General features: G+C 37.6%; 17 protein-coding genes. 3 read left to right on the top strand and 14 right to left on the bottom strand.

All coding sequences use genetic code 11. The features are described 5' to 3' along the window. Window positions 1-7 precede the first annotated feature (7 nt). The 5 genes from G4420_RS02240 to G4420_RS02220 all read right to left on the bottom strand — a co-directional run bounded on the left by G4420_RS02240 (window position 8) and on the right by G4420_RS02220 (window position 8,393). Window positions 8-3,388: a TonB-dependent receptor gene (locus tag G4420_RS02240; RefSeq protein WP_204273570.1), complete on the bottom strand. Its 3,381-nt coding sequence runs from the start codon at window positions 3,386-3,388 to the stop codon at window positions 8-10. Window positions 3,389-3,556: 168 nt separating this feature from the next. Then, window positions 3,557-4,522, bottom strand: coding sequence for a FecR family protein (locus G4420_RS02235; RefSeq protein ID WP_163321972.1), 966 nt, complete (start codon window positions 4,520-4,522; stop codon window positions 3,557-3,559). A 155-nt stretch (window positions 4,523-4,677) separates the two neighbouring features. Continuing rightward, window positions 4,678-5,286, bottom strand: coding sequence for an RNA polymerase sigma factor (locus G4420_RS02230; RefSeq protein ID WP_163321971.1), 609 nt, complete (start codon window positions 5,284-5,286; stop codon window positions 4,678-4,680). Between the two features lie 527 nt (window positions 5,287-5,813). After that, window positions 5,814-6,434 carry a YqaA family protein gene (locus G4420_RS02225; RefSeq protein ID WP_163321970.1) on the bottom strand — a complete coding sequence of 207 codons (621 nt, stop codon included), beginning with the start codon at window positions 6,432-6,434 and terminating at the stop codon, window positions 5,814-5,816. Between the two features lie 123 nt (window positions 6,435-6,557). Next, window positions 6,558-8,393 carry a T9SS type A sorting domain-containing protein gene (locus tag G4420_RS02220; protein ID WP_163321969.1) on the bottom strand — a complete coding sequence of 612 codons (1,836 nt, stop codon included), beginning with the start codon at window positions 8,391-8,393 and terminating at the stop codon, window positions 6,558-6,560. 709 nt (window positions 8,394-9,102) lie between these two features. On the opposite strand from G4420_RS02220, the gene G4420_RS02215 reads away from it, so the two are divergent. Beyond that, the gene (locus tag G4420_RS02215; protein WP_163321968.1) at window positions 9,103-9,435 is read left to right on the top strand and encodes a phosphoribosylpyrophosphate synthetase; all 333 of its coding nucleotides are present in this window, start codon (window positions 9,103-9,105) and stop codon (window positions 9,433-9,435) included. A gap of 180 nt (window positions 9,436-9,615) precedes the next feature. Here G4420_RS02215 and G4420_RS02210 read toward each other — a convergent pair whose 3' ends face one another. From G4420_RS02210 to G4420_RS02185, 6 genes are all read right to left on the bottom strand, one after another. Next, a complete protein-coding gene (locus G4420_RS02210) occupies window positions 9,616-10,023 on the bottom strand; it encodes a response regulator (protein ID WP_157493573.1) in 408 nt (135 codons plus the stop codon). Between the two features lie 81 nt (window positions 10,024-10,104). Beyond that, window positions 10,105-11,475 carry a sigma-54-dependent transcriptional regulator gene (locus G4420_RS02205; RefSeq protein ID WP_163321967.1) on the bottom strand — a complete coding sequence of 457 codons (1,371 nt, stop codon included), beginning with the start codon at window positions 11,473-11,475 and terminating at the stop codon, window positions 10,105-10,107. 66 nt (window positions 11,476-11,541) lie between these two features. Further along, window positions 11,542-13,971, bottom strand: a complete 2,430-nt coding sequence (locus G4420_RS02200) for an ATP-binding protein (protein WP_163321966.1) — start codon at window positions 13,969-13,971, stop codon at window positions 11,542-11,544. Window positions 13,972-14,142: 171 nt separating this feature from the next. Further along, window positions 14,143-14,364: a hypothetical protein gene (locus G4420_RS02195; protein WP_163321965.1), complete on the bottom strand. Its 222-nt coding sequence runs from the start codon at window positions 14,362-14,364 to the stop codon at window positions 14,143-14,145. Between the two features lie 40 nt (window positions 14,365-14,404). Continuing rightward, window positions 14,405-14,770, bottom strand: a complete 366-nt coding sequence (locus G4420_RS02190; protein WP_163321964.1) for a hypothetical protein — start codon at window positions 14,768-14,770, stop codon at window positions 14,405-14,407. Window positions 14,771-14,803: 33 nt separating this feature from the next. Next, complete coding sequence (locus tag G4420_RS02185) at window positions 14,804-15,100, bottom strand: YtxH domain-containing protein (protein ID WP_163321963.1); 297 nt, start codon at window positions 15,098-15,100, stop codon at window positions 14,804-14,806. A 299-nt stretch (window positions 15,101-15,399) separates the two neighbouring features. On the opposite strand from G4420_RS02185, the gene G4420_RS02180 reads away from it, so the two are divergent. Next, on the top strand, window positions 15,400-15,609 hold the full coding sequence (locus G4420_RS02180) for a transglycosylase (RefSeq protein WP_163321962.1): 210 nt from the start codon (window positions 15,400-15,402) through the stop codon (window positions 15,607-15,609). A gap of 142 nt (window positions 15,610-15,751) precedes the next feature. Here the strand turns inward: G4420_RS02180 and G4420_RS02175 are convergent, their stop codons facing one another. Then, window positions 15,752-16,660 carry a YihY/virulence factor BrkB family protein gene (locus tag G4420_RS02175; RefSeq protein WP_163321961.1) on the bottom strand — a complete coding sequence of 303 codons (909 nt, stop codon included), beginning with the start codon at window positions 16,658-16,660 and terminating at the stop codon, window positions 15,752-15,754. Further along, window positions 16,657-17,751, bottom strand: a complete 1,095-nt coding sequence (locus tag G4420_RS02170) for an AI-2E family transporter (protein ID WP_163321960.1) — start codon at window positions 17,749-17,751, stop codon at window positions 16,657-16,659. The genes G4420_RS02175 and G4420_RS02170 overlap by 4 nt, the downstream gene beginning before the upstream one ends. A 184-nt stretch (window positions 17,752-17,935) precedes the next feature. On the opposite strand from G4420_RS02170, the gene G4420_RS02165 reads away from it, so the two are divergent. Next, window positions 17,936-18,187 (top strand): DUF7218 family protein, encoded by a 252-nt coding sequence (locus tag G4420_RS02165; protein WP_163321959.1) that lies wholly within the window; start codon window positions 17,936-17,938, stop codon window positions 18,185-18,187. 56 nt (window positions 18,188-18,243) lie between these two features. On the opposite strand, the gene G4420_RS02160 is transcribed toward G4420_RS02165, so the two are convergent. Beyond that, window positions 18,244-19,125 (bottom strand): diacylglycerol/lipid kinase family protein, encoded by an 882-nt coding sequence (locus G4420_RS02160; RefSeq protein ID WP_163321958.1) that lies wholly within the window; start codon window positions 19,123-19,125, stop codon window positions 18,244-18,246. Window positions 19,126-19,163 lie beyond the last annotated feature (38 nt).

Here is a 19,163-nt window from a genome sequence, read left to right as displayed (position 1 = left end):
TAGCATTTTAGAATGAAAGTTGAACTCCTAAATTAAACACTTTCTGGATGGGGTATCCCAAGCCGTTACCTCCCATTTCCGGATCCCAAAGATCAAACTTGCTAAAGGTGAGTAAGTTTGTTCCGCTTACGTAAAAGCGAAGGTTTCTGATCATATATCGATCTAAGATTCGCTGGGGAATAGTGTATCCAAACTCCATCGATTTTAAACGAAGGAAAGAGCCATCGCGCATAAACCACGTATTTCGCTGCATATTATTCTGTATAATATGGTCGGATAATCTTGGCCACAAGGCATAGATGTTTCGGTTGGATGTCGACCAATAATCATCGGCATAAACCTGAAGTAACGAGTTTTTCGATACTACGCTGCCATTACCGTCGGTGTCAATAAAAGGCGAAGTATTCGTTGCATCGATCCAAAATGATTCGTGTGCAAGGCCCTGGAAGAAGCAGGAGAAATCAAAGCCTTTGTAGCCGGAAGAAAATCCAAATCCATAGATAATTTCCGGCTCCGTTGGATATCCGATTGGAACACGGTCTAAACTTGAAATAATACCGTCGTTATTTATATCTCGGTATTTAATATCTCCCCCCATGTATTCGCCAAAAGTTTGCGTAGGGCTGTTTTCTACTTCATATTCATCAACAAACAAACGTTCGGCAACATATCCCCACTGTTGTGTTACAGGGCGTCCGATATGGCTCAACCATGGAGTTAAGGTATTATCTACTTCTTCGTAAACTTTATATTCTGCTTTTGCATAAGTAAAGTTTACTCTTCCGGTTAGCCACCATCCATTATCAAATGCTTGGTTATAGTCGAGAGAGAAGTCTATTCCACGGCCAATTGCCTCTCCAATGTTTGCCTGAGGAGTTGCATTTAGTCCCATTGTTGTTGGAATACTGGAACGGTTCATTAATATATTGCTTCGGTGTTCCCGGTATACATCAACTATGATATCCATTTTTTCGAACAGTCCGATTTCTGCACCCAGATTAAGTTTTCTTGCCGTTTCCCAGGTAATCAGGTCGTTAGAGTATCTGCTGATTTCTACGCCATTCGAATAGTACTGAAGGTCTTCTCCGAAAACAAAATTCCGGTTTCCAGAATTCATGTTAACTTCTGATAGGTAGAAGAAACGGTCATCTTTATCGCCAATGGCGTCATTTCCCACCAAACCGTACGTACCTTTTAATTTAAAGTTCGAGACGATTCGTTTGAGGCCGTCTGTCCAAAATTTCTCGTTCGATGCGATCCATGCCAGACCCATCGATGGGAAAAAACCAAAACGCTCTTTCTTTGCAAATCTTTCTGAACCGTTGTAACCAAAGTTGAATTCAGTAAAGTATCTACTGTCATAAGAATAAGTAAAACGACCAGAGACTCCCATGTTTCTTGCAGGAAGAGACAAGGCCAAAGAACCGGCATTTGCTTCAAGATAGTTTCTCATGGTTGAAACCAACAAACCACTTATGGAGTGTTTATCGTTAAACGTACGGTCGTAATTGATCGCCACTTCAGAATAAGTAGTAGTTGTAATGTTTTTATCTCCTTCGTTATAGGTGAGGTAATCAGTTCCGCTTTCGGGATTTAAACTGTAAAGTTGATAAGTATCCTCGTATTTGTCGTAACCTGTGATGTTATAATAGAACGGGTTGTAATAACGAGATACATCAAAGAATGAATACCTGTTTGTACTGAATAAACCTCGAATATTTAACCCTTGTGTTATGAAGTCGAGCTTCTGTTTTACCTCAAACTGAGCAAGGAAAAGAGATTTTGTATAGTCTTTATATCCTTTTACCATATCAGCGTATGGATTTATGTACTGGCCTTGATCGTAGTTACCAAAAAGGATGTGTTTTATATGCGATGTTTCTTCGGTATGTGGGTAATAAGCCGGAAACAGTACCGGATCGGTTCGCATTACTTTTTGGTACAGGTCAGATCCTCCGTCAATAGGTCCGGTGTAGTCGTCGAACGTTCCATGCAACCTGACAACAGCTTCTGTTGTTGGCGTGATATTTATATTCACATTCGAACGAAGCAGGTAACGTTTCAGGTCGATATTGTTATTGAAATTATTTTGCTTATCTACTTTGAGAATACCGTAATCCTGGTTGTACGTCGCAGCAATGTAATATCTGGCAATTTTTCCACCACCACTTACATTGAAGTTGGCCCGGTGGTTAATAGTGTAATTCTTAAATAATGTATTGTACCAGTCAGTTGCAGGATAAACCAATTGGTTAGCACCTCTTTCGGTACTTTCTATTTTTTCCATTGAATATGGAATCGGAGACAGTGGATTTCGTGTTAAAACCGCTTCATTGTTTAATCTCATATAGGTAAGCGGATCTGCTAAATCTACCTCTTGGGTAGGCATGGAAAAGGATGTTTCATAACGGAAAGATATCTGTGCTTTTCCTTCCTTTCCTTCCTTTGTTGTAACCATGATTACACCATTTGCACCTCGGGCGCCATAAAGTGCGGTTGCAGCTGCATCTTTCATAATCGAGAAACTGGCGATGTCATCCGGCTGAATTCTCGCTAAATCTGATGAGGACATTTCAACTCCGTCAATCAAAATAAGTGGCCCGCGTGCATAAGTAAAAGAAGTAACACCACGCACAAAGAAGCTTGCGTCGTCCTGGCCAGGTTCCCCGCTTCGTTGATAGGAAATCAATCCCGAAACACGACCGGCAAAGGCAGTAGTAAGGTTGCTTGAAGGAACTTTTAAGTCTCCGGCATCAATTGTTGTGATAGATGCTAAAACGCTTTCTTTCTTTTGTTTCGCGAAAGCAACTACGGTAACATCTTCAAGTTCCTCTGATTTTTCTTGCAGAATTACGTTGATAACCGTTCTGTTACTTACTTCGATTTGTTGATCGGACATTCCAATAAACGAGAAAAGAAGCTGACCCGCAGGATCAATATCTATTTCAAAATTTCCATCAACATCGGTGATAACCCCTCTGCTGCTTCCCACAACTACAACCGTTACTCCAGGCAATGGAGCTCCTGAAGCGTCAGTTACAATTCCCTTTACAACGTGTTTTTGTTGTAGCTCTTTCTGCTGTAGTGGTGTAGGATAAACCATTATTTGCTTGTCGAATATGCGATACGACAGATTTAACTTTTTCAGTGAACTTGTCAGAACTTCTTCTATTGTTCCCTCTTCAAAATTAATGTCAACCTTTTGCTCGTCGTTAACCAGGTCATTGTTGTATAAAAAGCGGTATTCAGACTGAGCTTTAATTTGTTCAAACAGGTCTTTAAGTGTCGTCTGCTCAACATCTGTATCAATCTTTATTCCCTGCGAATAAATTGTAGTTGCATTTAGTGCAAATGTTAAGAAAAATGTAAATGCAAACGTTAGTTTCATTGTTAGTAGCAATTTGCAAGGTATACTCCAATGGTACACCTTCCATACGTTAATTTTTTTCATAAATTTGTTTGATTAGCGATTATACCTTTATCGTTAATTAGGAATCAGGGCATCGAAAATGTGGCGCATTTATCGTTGCCCTTTTTTGGCGTTTTACATAGGCAATTAGTTTAGTTTTATTAAATATCCTTTTTTCGTTTTTTCGAATTTTAATCCTGCGTAACTGCACATATAAGTAAGAATCTGATGCAGATTCTCTTCTTCGAAATCAGCAGTTAGTTTCATGCATTGAATTTTGCTTCCCTCGATTGCAATCTCTGTTCCAAATTTGCGCTGTAGCTTTTTGGCAATTTCGCTAAGCGGCTCATTATAAAATGATATGCCTCCTGAAATCCACTTGTTTAGCCCTTCTGCACCATTCTCTTCTTTTGTAATATTCATTGTTGATTTTTCCAGAGTAACCAAATTGCCAGGTCTTAACTCCAAAGTTTTCTTAATTGTCGGAACTTCCATTGCAATGCTCCCTTCAAACAGGCAGGTAGAAACATTCGGATTATCACCGTATGTACTCACCATAAATTTGGTTCCGTAAACTTCAATGTTTACATATTTTGAATGAACAGTAAATGTATTTTTTTCATCGTGCTCAACCTCAAAATATACTTCGCCGGTAATTTTAACTGCTCGTTTGTTCGTAAACTTTTCCGGATAACTCATTTGCGACTGAGCATTTAACCAGGCCACAGATCCATCAGGCAAACTCACACTTTTAATTTCTCCAATACCACTGTAGACAGTGATTATATTTGGATTTGTTTCCTTGTTGATAAAATAATAGGTAGCAGTGCCAGTGGATATCAGAAGTATAAATATTGCAGCATACTTTGCGAAGTTCCAGAACAAAAGATTTTTCGATTTCTTCTTCTGATTAATTTTTTGCAATGTTAATTGTCTGATTGTTTCAGAACTTTCCGGTGAGTGAGGACGAAGTTTTGTCCAGAATGCACTAACCCAATTAAATAATTCAGAAGATTCCGGATGCTGGTCAAGTTCACTTTTCACCGTTTCCTGTTCATGTTCTCCTGAAAAGTATTCAGATATTTTATGTAGATTTTGATTGTTCTCCGTCATTTTAAGTTAAGCCCAATTAATAAATTCTTAGCTTCTTGCTTTTTTTTGATTAGATGGTTGTGCAGCATCATATACTCATATGACGCGGAAGCAAAAAAATGGGCTATAAAAAAAAATGTTTTTTTTGGCGGAAGTTAGTTTTATGGGGTAAAACATTAACGAGTTACTTCCTTTTGGTTTAATAAAATCATAAAAAGACATATATCTGAGCTCGAAACGGTTTGATTATTGTTGATAATTCCAACATGTTTGCAAATCTTTTCGAGAGCATAAGCCACATGATTTTTTACTGTCCACGGAGATATTTTCATTATCTCAGCTACCTCCTTATATTTCAGCCCGTTAATTTTGGCTAAACTAAATGCCATTTTACATTTTGAAGGCAGCAACTCAATTGCCTCATTAATTTTTTCGATTACTTCTGGAGGGAAAGTCTCAGAATCCTCGGTGTCCAATGGCGTTACCCAATAGTCGCCAAATTCATCAATATTTATTGTTTGTTGTTTCTTCTTTCGAAGAAAAGAAATGCTTTCATTCCGGGCTAAAACAAACAAATACGAGCGAATATTTCTAATTGACGAATATTCATCTCGATTGTTCCATAGTTTTACGAATACATCACTTACCAATTCCTCTGCGGTCTCTTTGTGTTTTGTAATTCCATATACAAAAAGATACAATGAATCAGAATACAAACTCATCAAATTGTTTAATTCGGTGAGATTAAGGTCTTTTAGGTTTAGTATGGCTGTTGGTCTGTCCATATCAATAATGTCAAATATAGAAATATATAAATGAACACCAAAAGAAAAGATATATGCTTATGTTCAAAGCGTATTTCTTTGTTCACAGTAAATCTCGAAAACAGAATAACTATTTCTGTAATCATATAGGTTCAAAAAATAAAGCCGTTTTTTGGGATTTGCATATCCTTTCATGGATTAAAACACAATTGGATTCTTTATTCATTGAAAGTTTAGTTGATAATTTTAAAATCCCGACTTGCTTCTGAACACAATTAGAAATTTATAAACCCGAATAAAACGCGTAAAAGAGTAGTGGTTGTATTATTAAGTTATTATCTGGTTACAGATATTTGAACAGCCTAGAAGTAAAATAAATTCTCAACAAAAAAAGGAAAATGGAGCTGTGTAGTTTCGTTTTATATTAATGAAATAAAGCGAAATGGAATGTTTATTATTAATCTGATACGAAGCTGTTCGATGGCAATGAATCTGGAAACTCTCAACGTATTCGATTCACCAGATAAACGGGACAGGCTAAGAAATGCTTAGAAAATCCCGAAAATTACGAACGCATAAATTACAAAGCGAAAATACCTAAAGAGCGACCACAGCAAGTAGTTTTTGAAATTGTATCCGATAAGTCCAGATGCCAGGCTTACAACAGAGTGGGGAACAGGCGAAACAGCCCCAAGAAAAACGAAAATTCCACCCCATTTTCGCAGATTGACAATGTGTTTTTGAATTTTATTTTCGATGTGATTTTTAACCGAAGGAATGAGAAACAGGCGTGTTCCCAGGAAGTACGAAATTACGCCGCCAATGTACGATAAGGTTGCTAAAATAAACAGCGCTCCCCATGGAATTTCCAGTTTCGATGCCCAGGCGATAAACATTTCAGGTGGTACCAATCCTAAAAATGTTTCGGATAACAGAAATACCGAATAAATAATTTTCGGCGAATAGGTATTCACCAGATTATTGAGAATTAAATTGAAATCCAACAGAAAAATTTCGAGGCTAACCAGCAACAGCACAAAAACTGCTGCTATTGTTGCAGCTTTGTAGGCAGTGCTTTTCAGAAACGGATAAAACTGCGTAATGCGGTAATATCGGTTTAATATCAATAAGCGCCTGGGGGACAGACTATATAGTAAATTCCTAATCATTATGTTCTATTATCGGTACCGTAAAATCAAAAAACAGTACTATATAACACAATTTGATTTTGAAATGTTGTGATGTGAGGCACAAAAAATAAACTTTAACATCGCGTTAACGAATAAGCTTGTTTAATTTTTAATGATTTTCGATCTGTAATACTTCCCGTCAATTTCGGCAAACAGTATGTACAATCCCGGAGCATAAGTGTTTAAATCAATTTGATTGTTCTGATAGATGAGCTTTAATTTCATGCCATTAACATTCGAAAGCCACATTCTATCCGGGTTTTTGTTATTTGGCCAACGTACTGTTAAAACATCTTTTACAGGGTTGGGATAAATTTCCAAATCATGATATACACGATGTGAAATAATATTTGTGCGATAGTCATTTCCTCCACCGCCATATATGCCAAGGTCACCAACAATGGTTCCACGCGCGGGAAATCGCGCCATTTGAACGTCTTCCAAAGAGGAAGGATCGCAGTATTTTGCCGAATCAATGGCAGCATCAACGGCCGGGCTGTTCGGATCAAGTAAATAAGGGTAATTCTCATCATCGATAAATAGTGGATCAGCATAAAAATTTCCTTCTCCGTAGCTTGTCCATTTCTGATCTATAATCGTGTTATCGATTGTAAGGTGTGAAGGACTCTCTGTTATGGAGGTTTGATTGTCGAAAAATATACTGTTTACAATTCGTACTGAGCCGGTTACTAATATGTTACCGATTGGAGATAACCCAATATTATTTTCTACAATTACAGAGTTTGTAATTTGACCTGATGAACTTATAACTCCGATACTATCCATTCCTACTACCAGAAAATGATCAAGAATCAAATTTGTGGAAATACTTCTTAATCCAAATGATGCACTTCCGGTATTGTAAAGCTGAACATTGCTTAGTGTTAATTTAGGTTCCGCTGGGAATAAGGTACTTAGGTCGAGGATAGTATGGTTTTGCTGAGAAAGGATACTTAGGTTTGCAATCGTGAATCCGTTGTTCACATCCATTGAAATGATGCCATTTCCTGTATTTGTGCAAAAAATTTGAGAGTTTTGCGGGCCGTTGCCAATAAGAGAAATCCGGTCGCGCAACTCTACACTATGATTAAGATAATAATCACCATCCAGCAGGCGAATGCATTTATCCTTGTCCAGAATATAGTCTTCATCAATTATATTCAAGGCCATTTTTAATGATCTCAGTGGGTTGACTGCCGTTCCTTCATTTATGTAATTTCCCGATTCGGCTACAAAAAGTGTATCTCCATGAAATATGAACAGGGTATCATTCATTGCATGTTCCGTGTTGTCGTTCGTTACTGCTGATACTGAATAACGGTGCAGCTGCATTCCTGCATCTACATTAACTTTAGTATCGTTAGTAAACCACGAATTGTAGTTATCGTAAACAAAATAACCTTTCGTATCTGTATTATTATTCGGACTCTTCCATTCAAGCATACCGTCATTGCAAATCAGTTGAGTGGGAACATTATCATCGTTTACGGAACGAATTGCAAATTCCTTTTCGCGTTGATAGAACATATCCTCGGTTATAAAACTTATACGAAATGTATCTACTGATGGAGTTGATTTTGTATTTCGCATTTCCAGATCAAATAGAACGTTATCTGCTATAATTTCATCCGAAACCGTTACGCTCCAGTATCCGTCGTCATCCCACAGATGATGTCTTAAGGTTTTAGTCGGATAATTTAGTCCATTAAGCTCAATTACGCTGTCAGTAAGTTCCCATCCTTCGGGGAGAAAAACTTCAAGGAGGGCTCCATAATTGTTGGGAGCCTCCCTAACGTCGACATTCACTCGAACGGTTACTGTATCGCCAAGGTAAACCGTTTTTGGGTACTTAATCGACTTAAACACCGGGCAGCCATAAAGAGTTATGGCAATTATAAAAATGGCGATGAATTTAAAAGTGTGTAAAAATGTTTTCATGTTGTTGAAATTAAATGCTTTAACAGATGAATTTTCGCATTCAATTTTAAGGCTAAATCGTAGTCATTAGAATTGATAAAAGAGTGTCTTGTTATTTTGAGGCAATCTTATTAGTTCGTTGAGTCATTACATCTCATTTCAGGCTTTCTGTTTTCAGTTTTATTTCATTATAATTCTACTTTTTTTAGTAGCAAAATTCAACTAATCAAAATTGTAAACGTATTCCGGAATTGATGGTTGCTTTTTTTGTATTATATAATTGTAAATAAAACTGTTAGATTCTGTTTTGTGCAAACTTAGATGGAGTGGGCTTATTCTGTTCTCCGATTTATCCCAAGTGCTTCTGTCTCATAATACCGGATAATTTGCCGGGTTAAATTGTGGATTTGTTTACTCATTTTGGGGAATTAATTAATGTCGTTTATCTGCCCGAAAGTATCTCCGTTTTTTATTCCTGAATGATTTGTATTCTGAAATTAAAAGAGGATTGCTATTGAAAGTGTCAGATAACTAGTCTGTTATGTCTGGCTTTGCATTGAAACTCAAGATATAATGGCTTGTTTGTTATTTAAAAACAATGCTCAAATTTTTGTATTACCAAAATGGCAGGATTTTACCATATAGTACAGTAAGAGAGAGTTACGGAATTTGATGAACATAAGAAGCTGTAGGAATTCTCTCGAATAGTAACACTATAAAATTTAAAGAAATGAAACGAGTAAATAATAATTACGATACAATGGTGGAAGCCATTGAAGATTTAAAATTAAGAGGGTTTACGCACAACTTTAACGTTGAGTCGAACGGGGTACTTTCTGAAGGGAAAAGTTCGCGAAAATATTTGCCATCGAGTGTTGTGTTGCATGAGTTGCACCGATTCGAAGGAGCAACAAATCCATCAGACATGAGCATTTTATATGCTGTTGAAACCGATACAGGAGCAAAGGGGACAGTGGTAGATGCCTTCGGTGTTGACGGTTCGGAAACCGTTTCGAAGTTTATGAATCATGTGGCCCAGAAACAATTTGAGATGGGGAAGTAATATATAGATTGAATAGTACGATCGTTCAAGGCAGACAATTGGTTCTGCCTTTTTTTGTGAAAGCCACCGGGAATCAATAGCAGTGTATATCGGGAAAATTTCAGCATAAAAAATTGCCTCGGTGTTTTCAGGCAAGAGGAGGTGTTGTAGATTTTTTTATACAAATTGAGGAAACAGCTTCTAGTGCTCGCAATCTTCAATCAACAGTTCAAGAAAATCAGTCGACAAGGGTTTTTCAAGGTATGCACTTACAAATGGATATTGCATAACCTTATTCCGGTCGTCTTGTTTTTGTGAAGATGTACACACAAAAACCTCTATCGATTTTTTCAATTTTTTCAGCTCGTTAAAATATTGCAGAAACTTAAATCCGTCCATAACCGGCATATACAGGTCTAAAAGAATGTAATCCGGTAGATCTTCCTTGTTTTTTATTTGTTTTAAATAGTCGATACCTTTCTGAGCGTTTTCGAAATGTATGAGATAATCCGATAGTTTTTTTTGTTCCAAAATAGAGTTATAAATACGCACCATCTCCGTATCGTCATCTATGAATATAATTTTCTTATATCCTGTATTCATCTCCATTTTATAATTTGTTTTGCTATTGGTAATCCAAATACTATTCCAAAAACCAAGCAGCAAACTTCATTATTAAATGCATTTAAACTATAGTTTTATATCATACAATTTTATTTTGTTGTAGAGTGTTTTGCGGTCGATATTCAGAATTTTTGCCGCCTTCGATTTATTGTAACCGGCTTCCTGGATGGTTTCAATGATCAGCTTTTTTTCAATTTCCGAAGACGCATGTTTTAATTTCGAATCGGTGTTAATGTTTTGTACAGTAACGGTTTGAGTATGGTGGCTGCTGGTCTCCGGATGTAAAATCTCTGAGGGGAAACATTCGGTGTCAATTTGTTCTCCTTCAGCCATTAACACCGCTCTTTTTATCACATTCTTCAGTTCGCGGAGGTTGCCGTACCACGGATATTTTAAAATAACCGATTCGGCTTCGGGCGTAACGCCACTAATATTTCGCTTAAGTTCTTTATTGGCACTGTCGATAAAATGGCTCAAAAAAACCTTTATATCTTCGGGGCGTTCGCGCAGTGGGGGCAGGGTAATTTTAAATTCGTTCAAGCGGTGATACAAATCCTCTCTGAATTTGTTTTCTTTTACCTCATGGTTTAAATCTTCGTTGGTTGCTGCAATTATGCGTATGTCAATACTTTTTTGCTTGTCATCTCCCAAACGCGAAACAACCCGTTCCTGGATGGCCCGTAAAAGTTTTAACTGAACATCATAACTCAGGTTCCCTATTTCATCAAGAAAAAGAGTGCCACCATCGGCTTTCTGAAAAACACCCACTTTATCGGAAATTGCACCTGTAAACGACCCTTTTATATGTCCGAAAAGCTCGCTGTTTGCCAGCTCTTTCGGAATGGCACCACAATCGATTGCCAGAAATGGTTTGTCTTTTCGCAGGCTGTTTTCATGAATAAAACGCGCAATATATTCTTTTCCAATTCCGGTTTCGCCCGAAACAATTACCGACATATCGGTAGGTGCTACCTTACGTGCCAGGTTAATTACGTACTTTATTTTTGGGCTGTCGCCAATAATAAAATCGCCGTTTGAATAAACCGTTCTCCGGCTTTTTTTTGCCACTGAAGGCTCAGGTTTTGACAATAGTTTTTTTATCAGCCCCAAAAGTTCCTCTTGCTGAATGGGCTTTGTAATGTAGTCGCTGGCACCCAGTTTCATTAATTTTACAGCCATTCTTACATCGGCGTAGGCTGTCATTATAATTACCGGAACCGACTGTTTTATCGATTTTAGTTGTTGCATCAGGTCGAGCCCGCTGGTGTCGGGCAACCTGAAATCGCATAAAACAAGGTCGAATTTATTCTCCTTAAAAAGTTTGAGTGCGCCTTTTCCGTTAAAAGCAATTTCGGCACCGTACTTATTATTTTGAAGATGTTTTTTTAATAGCTCACAGATGAATGTATCATCGTCAATAATCAATATCTTCTTCATATATTGAATTTATGTTGGTATAAGTTTATACAAAAGTGTAACTAAAAAGTTTACCCGACCTGGTGTCTATTTTTTAGCTGCTTTTGCCTGTTTTACTATCTTTTCTATTTGGGCGGAAACCTTTAGCACCGTATCGGGCATTGCATCAAACTGCCGGTCTCTTAACACCAGATCCTCGATTTTTGACAGTACGTTTGCTGTGCCGTTTAGTTTAAAAAATTTAAACGAAGGAATGGCTTTATGTGCTCTTTCTCCAATAGTTTCCCAATCCTCGTTTTTCAATCCAACTTCAAATTCTGCCAGCAATGTTGCTGCATTATCGGTAAAATTGTCAATCATCGAATTAAAAAACTGCTTGTCGCCGGCAGCTGTTTTTTCCAGGTCGTGTACATTAAATGTATCGCCAGTTTCCGGTTCTTCAACAATGGTTTCGCTGATTACCGCACTCGGTTTCTCGTTATGCTCAATCTGCAAAATGTTACAAACTTTATTGTATAAATCAAGCTCGTAGAAAGGTTTAATAACATAATCGTTAAAACCCACTTTCAGATAGGTATTAATATCGGCTTTTAACGCATTTGCCGTTAATGCAACAAATGGTGTATCGGCATTCAACCCTTTATTAGCGCGTACTTTTTTTACCACATCAACGCCATTTTTTCGTGGCATGTGAATATCCAGCAATACCAGGTCGAACTGTTTATCTTTTAGTTCTTCTAAAGCTTCTGCTCCGTCTTTTACCAGCGTGAAATCAGTTTGCCAGCCTTTTAAAATCAATTCGGATAACATGCGGTTATGCTTGTCGTCGTCGGCCAAAAGAATTCTTTTTCCACGCAGAAGACTTTCGTCAAGATCGTACGATTTTACTTTTTCTTTCCGCGGTTTTGCCTTTGATATTTCCAAAGGGATGTTTACTCTGAATGTGCTGCCTTCGTTCTTTTTGCTACTCACGGTAATGTCGCCTTTAAAAAGAGTAACAAGCTTTTTGCATATTCCCAAACCCAGCCCGGCACCGCCGCGAATTTTTTCTGTTCGTTTGTTGCCCTGCTCAAAAACATCGAATATATAAGGCAGGTCTTTTTCATCAATTCCAATTCCCGTATCGCTTACCTCAAAAACCAGTTCAACCATTTTTTTTGTTTTTCGGGTACCCGTTGTACTAAATTTAATTTCACCCTTTTCGGTATATTTTAATGCGTTAACCAGCAAATTCATCAGTATTTGACGTAAGCGGAAAGGATCTCCCTGTACAAATTCGGGGAGTGCATTGTCGGTTGCCATCTTAAATTCAAGGTTTTTCGCGGCAGCTTGTTTGGTATAATCATCAGCCAGCTCGTTGAGTAATTCTTTAATCGAAAAGCTGGTTTTTTCAATGTAAACCTTATCCATTCCCAGTTTAAAAAGGAATACAATTTCGTTAACCAAATAAAGGAGGTGCTCGGATGAGTTATTGATTAGCGAAATAAATTTCTGCTGCTGTGCATCCAGTTTTGTTTTCTTTAGCTGATCGGTGAATCCGATAATTGAATTAAGCGGAGTGCGGATTTCGTGGCTCATATTGGCCAGAAATATCGATTTTGCCTTGTTGGCACGCTGCGCTTCCTCTTTACTTTTAATCAGCTTTTCTTCCAGTATTTTGTCTTTTGTAGCATTCTGCGATATAAGAATTCCGGCCACTGTATTCCCTTCAATGTCTTTTACCGGAGCTGCAGCAATGTAATACACATCTTTTTTATAACGAACTTCTCCTTCGGTAAATTCGCCGTTTATTGCTTTGTTGTAAAACGGAAAATACCGGCGTTGGTCTTGTTTGGTATACACATCAAAAAGTGTTTTCCCGATAAAGCTAGAGTTGGTTAAATTGTACTTCTCTTTTTCTTTGCCACCCGCCAGGATATAACGGTATTCCGGGTCGAACAGAAATACATCCATTCCAGGCAGGTTATTTAAAACAATTGATTGGAAATCGGCCAGGTGCACATGCTGAAGATCCTTGAACGAATAATAAACAATAACCCGGTTGTTATCGGTATTACTGGCCAACATATCAAATTCAAGAACACATTCGCGCTGCCGGTTTATACCCGTTTTAAGCAGCACTTCGGCTTTTGTGTTCTTTTTTTCGCTCAAAGCTTCAAGAAATGCTGAATTAAATTCGTTTAGCGTACTTTCTTCAACCAAATCGGCTAGATTCAGTTTCTCCGGACGCTCGGTATAGTCGTTATGATAATTCTGAAATCCGGGGTCGAGAAGTATATCTCCGGCAGTATTTAAAATAAAAACGCCATCTTTTTTTGTGCGTTCTTCGGTTTCCTTTTCCCCAACAATGGAAACATCTTCGAGTTTTCTTATGCGTATTTTATTGAGATGAAATGACAGCCACTGTTCTATCTGAATCAGGTTTTCTTCGTTCAGTTCCTTTTTATTCAGTAAACTGTTAATCGTTTTTGAAAGTGAACTAAGGGAAAGTTTGAAATTATTTGAGTTGTCGGGCATTGATTATAATTGAAATACACTGTTATTAAAAGCATAAGATAAAGATACTTTTGCGGATTAAGGAATAAAGTGTCTATTATTTATACGATTTTAACGAATTGCCCTTGTTAAGGAGAGATGCGCCGGCTAAATGCTGTTTTAGCTTATGATTGATGAAATGATGTGATGGATTTATTCTTCTTCCTCGCTTTCTGGAGCACTGTTTTTGCGGCCGCGAATTAAATCAAGAAATAAGTGAGTGCCAAATTCAAATGCCCAGTCTTTTAGCCCATCGGTAAAGTTATTAATTATCCCCACCGACGAACCCAACAGCTGCTTTTCGTTTAATTTCTGGCGGTACTCCAGGTTTTCCTTCATCAGCTCCAGTTCCCGCATATTTTTTACTCGCTTCATATTTGTAATGGTTTATGCAAATTTTTTCTTCCCGGTTAGTTTATTTATGGTCTACTTCATCATCCTCGAACAATATTTCCGAGAAATTTGAAATGAAGAACGAGGTCAATAGTTTGTTTCGGAATAAAAGAAAAACGATAAGAAGTACAACTAAACTGCCGAGCACGATAAATGCACCATCAAGGTAACTGCCGTAGGTTTCGCCATACCAAAAGGTGAACACAACCCCGGCGGAAGCCAGTATTAGCGTACACAATAAAATTATAATGAGCATCCCGAACAGAATGCTCATGTATTTCGATGTTTTCTTTAAAAACAGGAGCTTAACTAAGTCGATTCTTGTTTGCACATATTGTTTAACGGCTTCGTTAAGCCCTGCTATACTTTCTGTTAAATGGTCGCTCATTTTTTTACTTCTAATTGTTATTAATTACAATTATTAGTTCGCGGCTGCATCTTTCGTTGTTTTAGCCTTCGAATTCACTTTTTCTTTAATTTTTTCTTCTGTTTCTTCGGCTTTCGTTCGCATTTCTGAAACAACGTCGTTTAGTTTTTCTTTAATTTCTTCTACTTTGTCTCCAATAGTTTCTGAAACATCTCTCGACGTTCTCCTGATCTGTTTGTTTAGTTTCTTACGTGTTTTCACGCCTTTGTCCGGAGCTACTAAAATTCCGGTTAAAGTTCCTGCTGCTGCTCCGGCAATAAATCCCATCAATACATTTGTTGCTTTACTCATGATAAAAGTTTTTAAGGTTATTATTAAATTGTTTCTAATCTCTGTACTCCCTGATAGAAAATTCCATTCCACTGTGCCAGTCTAATGTTTTGAATTGATATAAGGGCCAGATTTAAAGAGGTGTACGAGGTTTCGTGTAGTTTGGTTGCATGCCGGCATTGTTGAGAATATTCTACAGTTTTTGTGTATTGTGTAGAATTGTTTCAGGTGCAAAAGTGTTGAACCATTGTGTTTTTAAAGCTTTTTTGTGCATGGCACAATTTTCCCACTTGTTAAGCGAAACATTAAATATGAAAATTATGAAAGCAATAGGAACTATTTTACTTTTAATTGGATTAGCAGGAACAGTATTTTTTGGAATAGAGGCCATAAATAACTCAGAAACATTTAGCTTCTTAGGCGTTGATGTTGCCTTAAGCAGTGCTAACTGGACACCTGTAATTATAAGTGGCGCCGTAGCGGTGTTGGGGATTGTTTTACTATCGGTGAAAAAGAAAAAATTGGCGTAAATTTTCAATATATACACTTACTCATTTAAACATAAAAACGCAGTTGCAACAAGCATTGCAACTGCGTTTTTATGTTTAAAGTTCCTGGTGCTAATTGGCGCAGAATATGTAAAAAGAACTTCCTGTTTTAATACCTGTAAAGCTAGTCGTTTGCCGCACTTATTTTAAAAGGTTCGGCAAATTTTAATGGTTTATTGTCGTGCTTATAATATACCGAATACTGATGGCTAAGTTGTACCCCAAAATAAAAGATTAATGAAACATAATAGATCCAAAGAAGAATAACTACAAACGAACTGGCAGCCCCGTAAATTACTCCAAGTTGACTTTTACCAATAAAAATACTAATGAGGTATTTACCAATAAAAAACAGCACCGAAGCACAAACGGCAGCAAATAAACTTGCTTTCCATTTTACCTCAATATCCGGGAGATAACGAAAGATTAGCGTAAATACGACCACCGTAATTAATAAAGCGGCACTCATTTCCAGGAGATTAAAGAGGGTAATAAACTCTGGATCGAAGGTGCTGGATAACCAGTCCTGAAAAATGCTCATCGATGCGTCGATAACCAGCGAAATAAGCAATACCAGCCCAAGGCTTAAAATCAGTCCGAACGAGAACAGGCGGTCTCTTAAAAATTTCAGCACATTTAATTTAAGTTTCGATTTTACCCGAATTCGCCAGATATAGTTAATCGAGTTTTGCATAATGCTAAAAAGTGTTGTTGCCGAAATCAGAAAAAGGCCGCCTCCGATAAGTGCTCCCAAACCGCTTTTTTCGCTGATGTTGTAATTGTCGATGGCGGTTTGTAAAAGCCGGCTGCTGTCGTTACCAATCAGCCCCGATACTTCGTTAAAAAGTTTTGCCCGGATAATGGCATCGTTGGTAAACATACCAAACACCGAAATGATGATGATAAGCATAGGAGCAATGGAAAAAATAGCAAAAAACGATGTTGTCGCGGCAATTCCAACCGGATTATTCGCCGCGAATCTTTTTATTGCTTTCAAAACTATTTTTAGGTGATCTCTGAGTATTCGCATCATTTTTTATTCTTATTTTTTCGTTTAAAAATTTTGAGCCGATATTGCTCGGTTCCTCTATCGCTTATCAGGTATGCATAAGGTTTTAAGCTATCGATTTGCCGCATAATAATTTTGAGCGTGGCCAATACCGGAATTACCACCAACATACCTGCTATACCCCAGATTATATTGGCAAACAGTAAACTGACTATAATCGCCAATGGATTTATTTTAATACTGTTTCCTACGATGTTTGGTGTTAGTAAGTTATTCTCAATAAATTGTATAATAATAAACAATACCACAACTTTTAGCATTGTTGGCAACGGATGCGGATAAGTAAAAAAGACATACATGAACGGTATAAAACCACCCAGAAACGTTCCAATGTAAGGTATAAGGTTGAGAAGCGCCGCCAGTACTCCAAGTACCAGGGCATGTTTAATGCCGATTATTAACAGCCCTGCCGAATTGAGAACAGCCAGTATAGCAACAACCAAAAAAAGTCCGCCAAGGTATTTGGTTATAACTTTCGATATTTCGCGTAAAATAGTAAGCGTTACAAATTTTTTGTCTTTTGGGGTAATACGTAAAATGAAGTGTGCTGTTTTTGTTCGGTAAAACAAAAGAAAGAAGGTGAAGACCGGCAAAATACCAATCTGAAAAATTGTTGTTGTTGTAGTCGTAAAAAGATTTCCTATTCCGGCTTGCCAGGTGTCAATAAAGTTTTCTACTGCCCGGTCGAAATATTGCTCCACTGTTGACACATCAATTTCCAGTTTATCGGTTAGTACATTTTGTACATTAAGGCTTTTTTTGTCAAACTGCTCTTTTACATCATTAAAATCAATTTCAATATTTGAGGCTTTTAACGAGAATAAAAGTGCAATACCACCAATAAAAGTAATTACCACCAGCAATACCATTAAAATGGAAATAGCCCGGTTTACTCCCCATCGTTCAATTTTCCATACCACCGGGTAAAGTAAATAGGCGAAATACATCGCGATTACAATTGGGATAAGAATATTTTTGGTCAGGATTATAAAAGTCACAAATAGTGAGATTATAACCATAAAAAGTGCTGTTCTTGTTAATCCTGTGCTATTCATGCTGTTGGTGTATTTGCAGGATATATTGTAATAATTGTGCCAATTCTCGGATTTACTATAAGCTCGCCATGCATGCAATTACGTTTGGTGAAAAACAGGCATATGATTTCAATGCAGTTTTCCGGTTTTTCTTGAATCTGGCAAGGTGTTTTCTGTTTGTTAGTTAAATCAAAACAAATTAGTTATGGCAAAAAAGAACAATATTCCACAAGTGAAAAACGAAGAACAATACGAAGCCTTACGAGAAAAAGGCTACAGCAAACAAAAGTCGGCACGAATAGCCAATACGCCGGATTCGGGAATAAAAGGCGGAAAAAGCAGTAAATACGAAGAACGCACAAAACAAGAGTTGTACGAAAAAGCCCAACAAGTGGGGATTAAAGGCCGAAGTAAGATGAATAAGGAAGAGTTAATTGAGGCCTTACGGAATAACTAAGAGCTATCGGTTGAGTATAAAACGCAGGGCGATAAACTGCCCACGAAAAATTTTGTCTACGGAATAATCATCTCCACACAGCGGGGTAAAATTTCTACATTTACATGTAGTGGCTGACCCATAATTTCCCCATCAATTTGTAAGTTCTGCAGCTCCGGATTTTTGATTTTTACCTTTTTGCATTTGTAAGTATCAACAAAATCAAGGTTGTGAATCTGGCGGGTGTAGAAAGGTACAAGCATCTCCAGAAATTCGCTAACATTTTGAGGGCGCAGAATTACCAACTCAAAATAACCGTCATCAGGTTTTCCTTCGGGATTGATAACCGCGCCGGTTCCAAATTTCGAGGCGTTGGCCAAAACCACCATAAATGCTTTTTTCGATACGGTAGCGTCTTCTAAAGTAATTTCAAAGGCTGCCGGATCTGCATTTCCAAACTCCTCGATAAACGATTTGGTATATCCCAATAATCCTCTGCTGTCGCTTTTTTCGTAAGTGCTAATTAGTTGCGCGTTAAAGCCTATGTCGCTTAAATGCAGGCAAATGTGCTTTTCGTTTATTTGCAGCACATCAATCTTTTTCGATTTTCCTTTTGTTATCAGTTTTAGGTTTTCTTCAACGCCTGTTGGCAGGTTAAGTTCCGATGCCATTCCGTTTGCCGAGCCCATGGGGAGTATACCCATTTTTGTGGGTTGGTTTAATAATGTTTGAGCTACCAGGTTGATGGTGCCGTCGCCACCTACGGCTACTACAGTCGATGGCTGTAACTCTTCGATTTTAGCACTAATTTTTTGCTTGTCATTTTCTCCGGTGGTATAAAAGAATTCAACAGCCTGGTCGTGTTCTTTCATATAACGGCGAATCTCGTCCTGTAAATCGTCCTTTTTAATATCTCCCGAAATAGGATTTATTACGAATAGTAACTTTTCTTCTGGCATATCTTATGTATTTGTTTCCCGTAAATAGTATAAATTCT

It is taken from the genome of Draconibacterium mangrovi (assembly GCF_010586825.1).
GTDB classification, from domain to species: domain Bacteria; phylum Bacteroidota; class Bacteroidia; order Bacteroidales; family Prolixibacteraceae; genus Draconibacterium; species Draconibacterium mangrovi.
The sequence above is the reverse complement of the archived record's forward strand: the minus strand, read 5'-3'. Positions and strand labels throughout refer to the sequence as shown.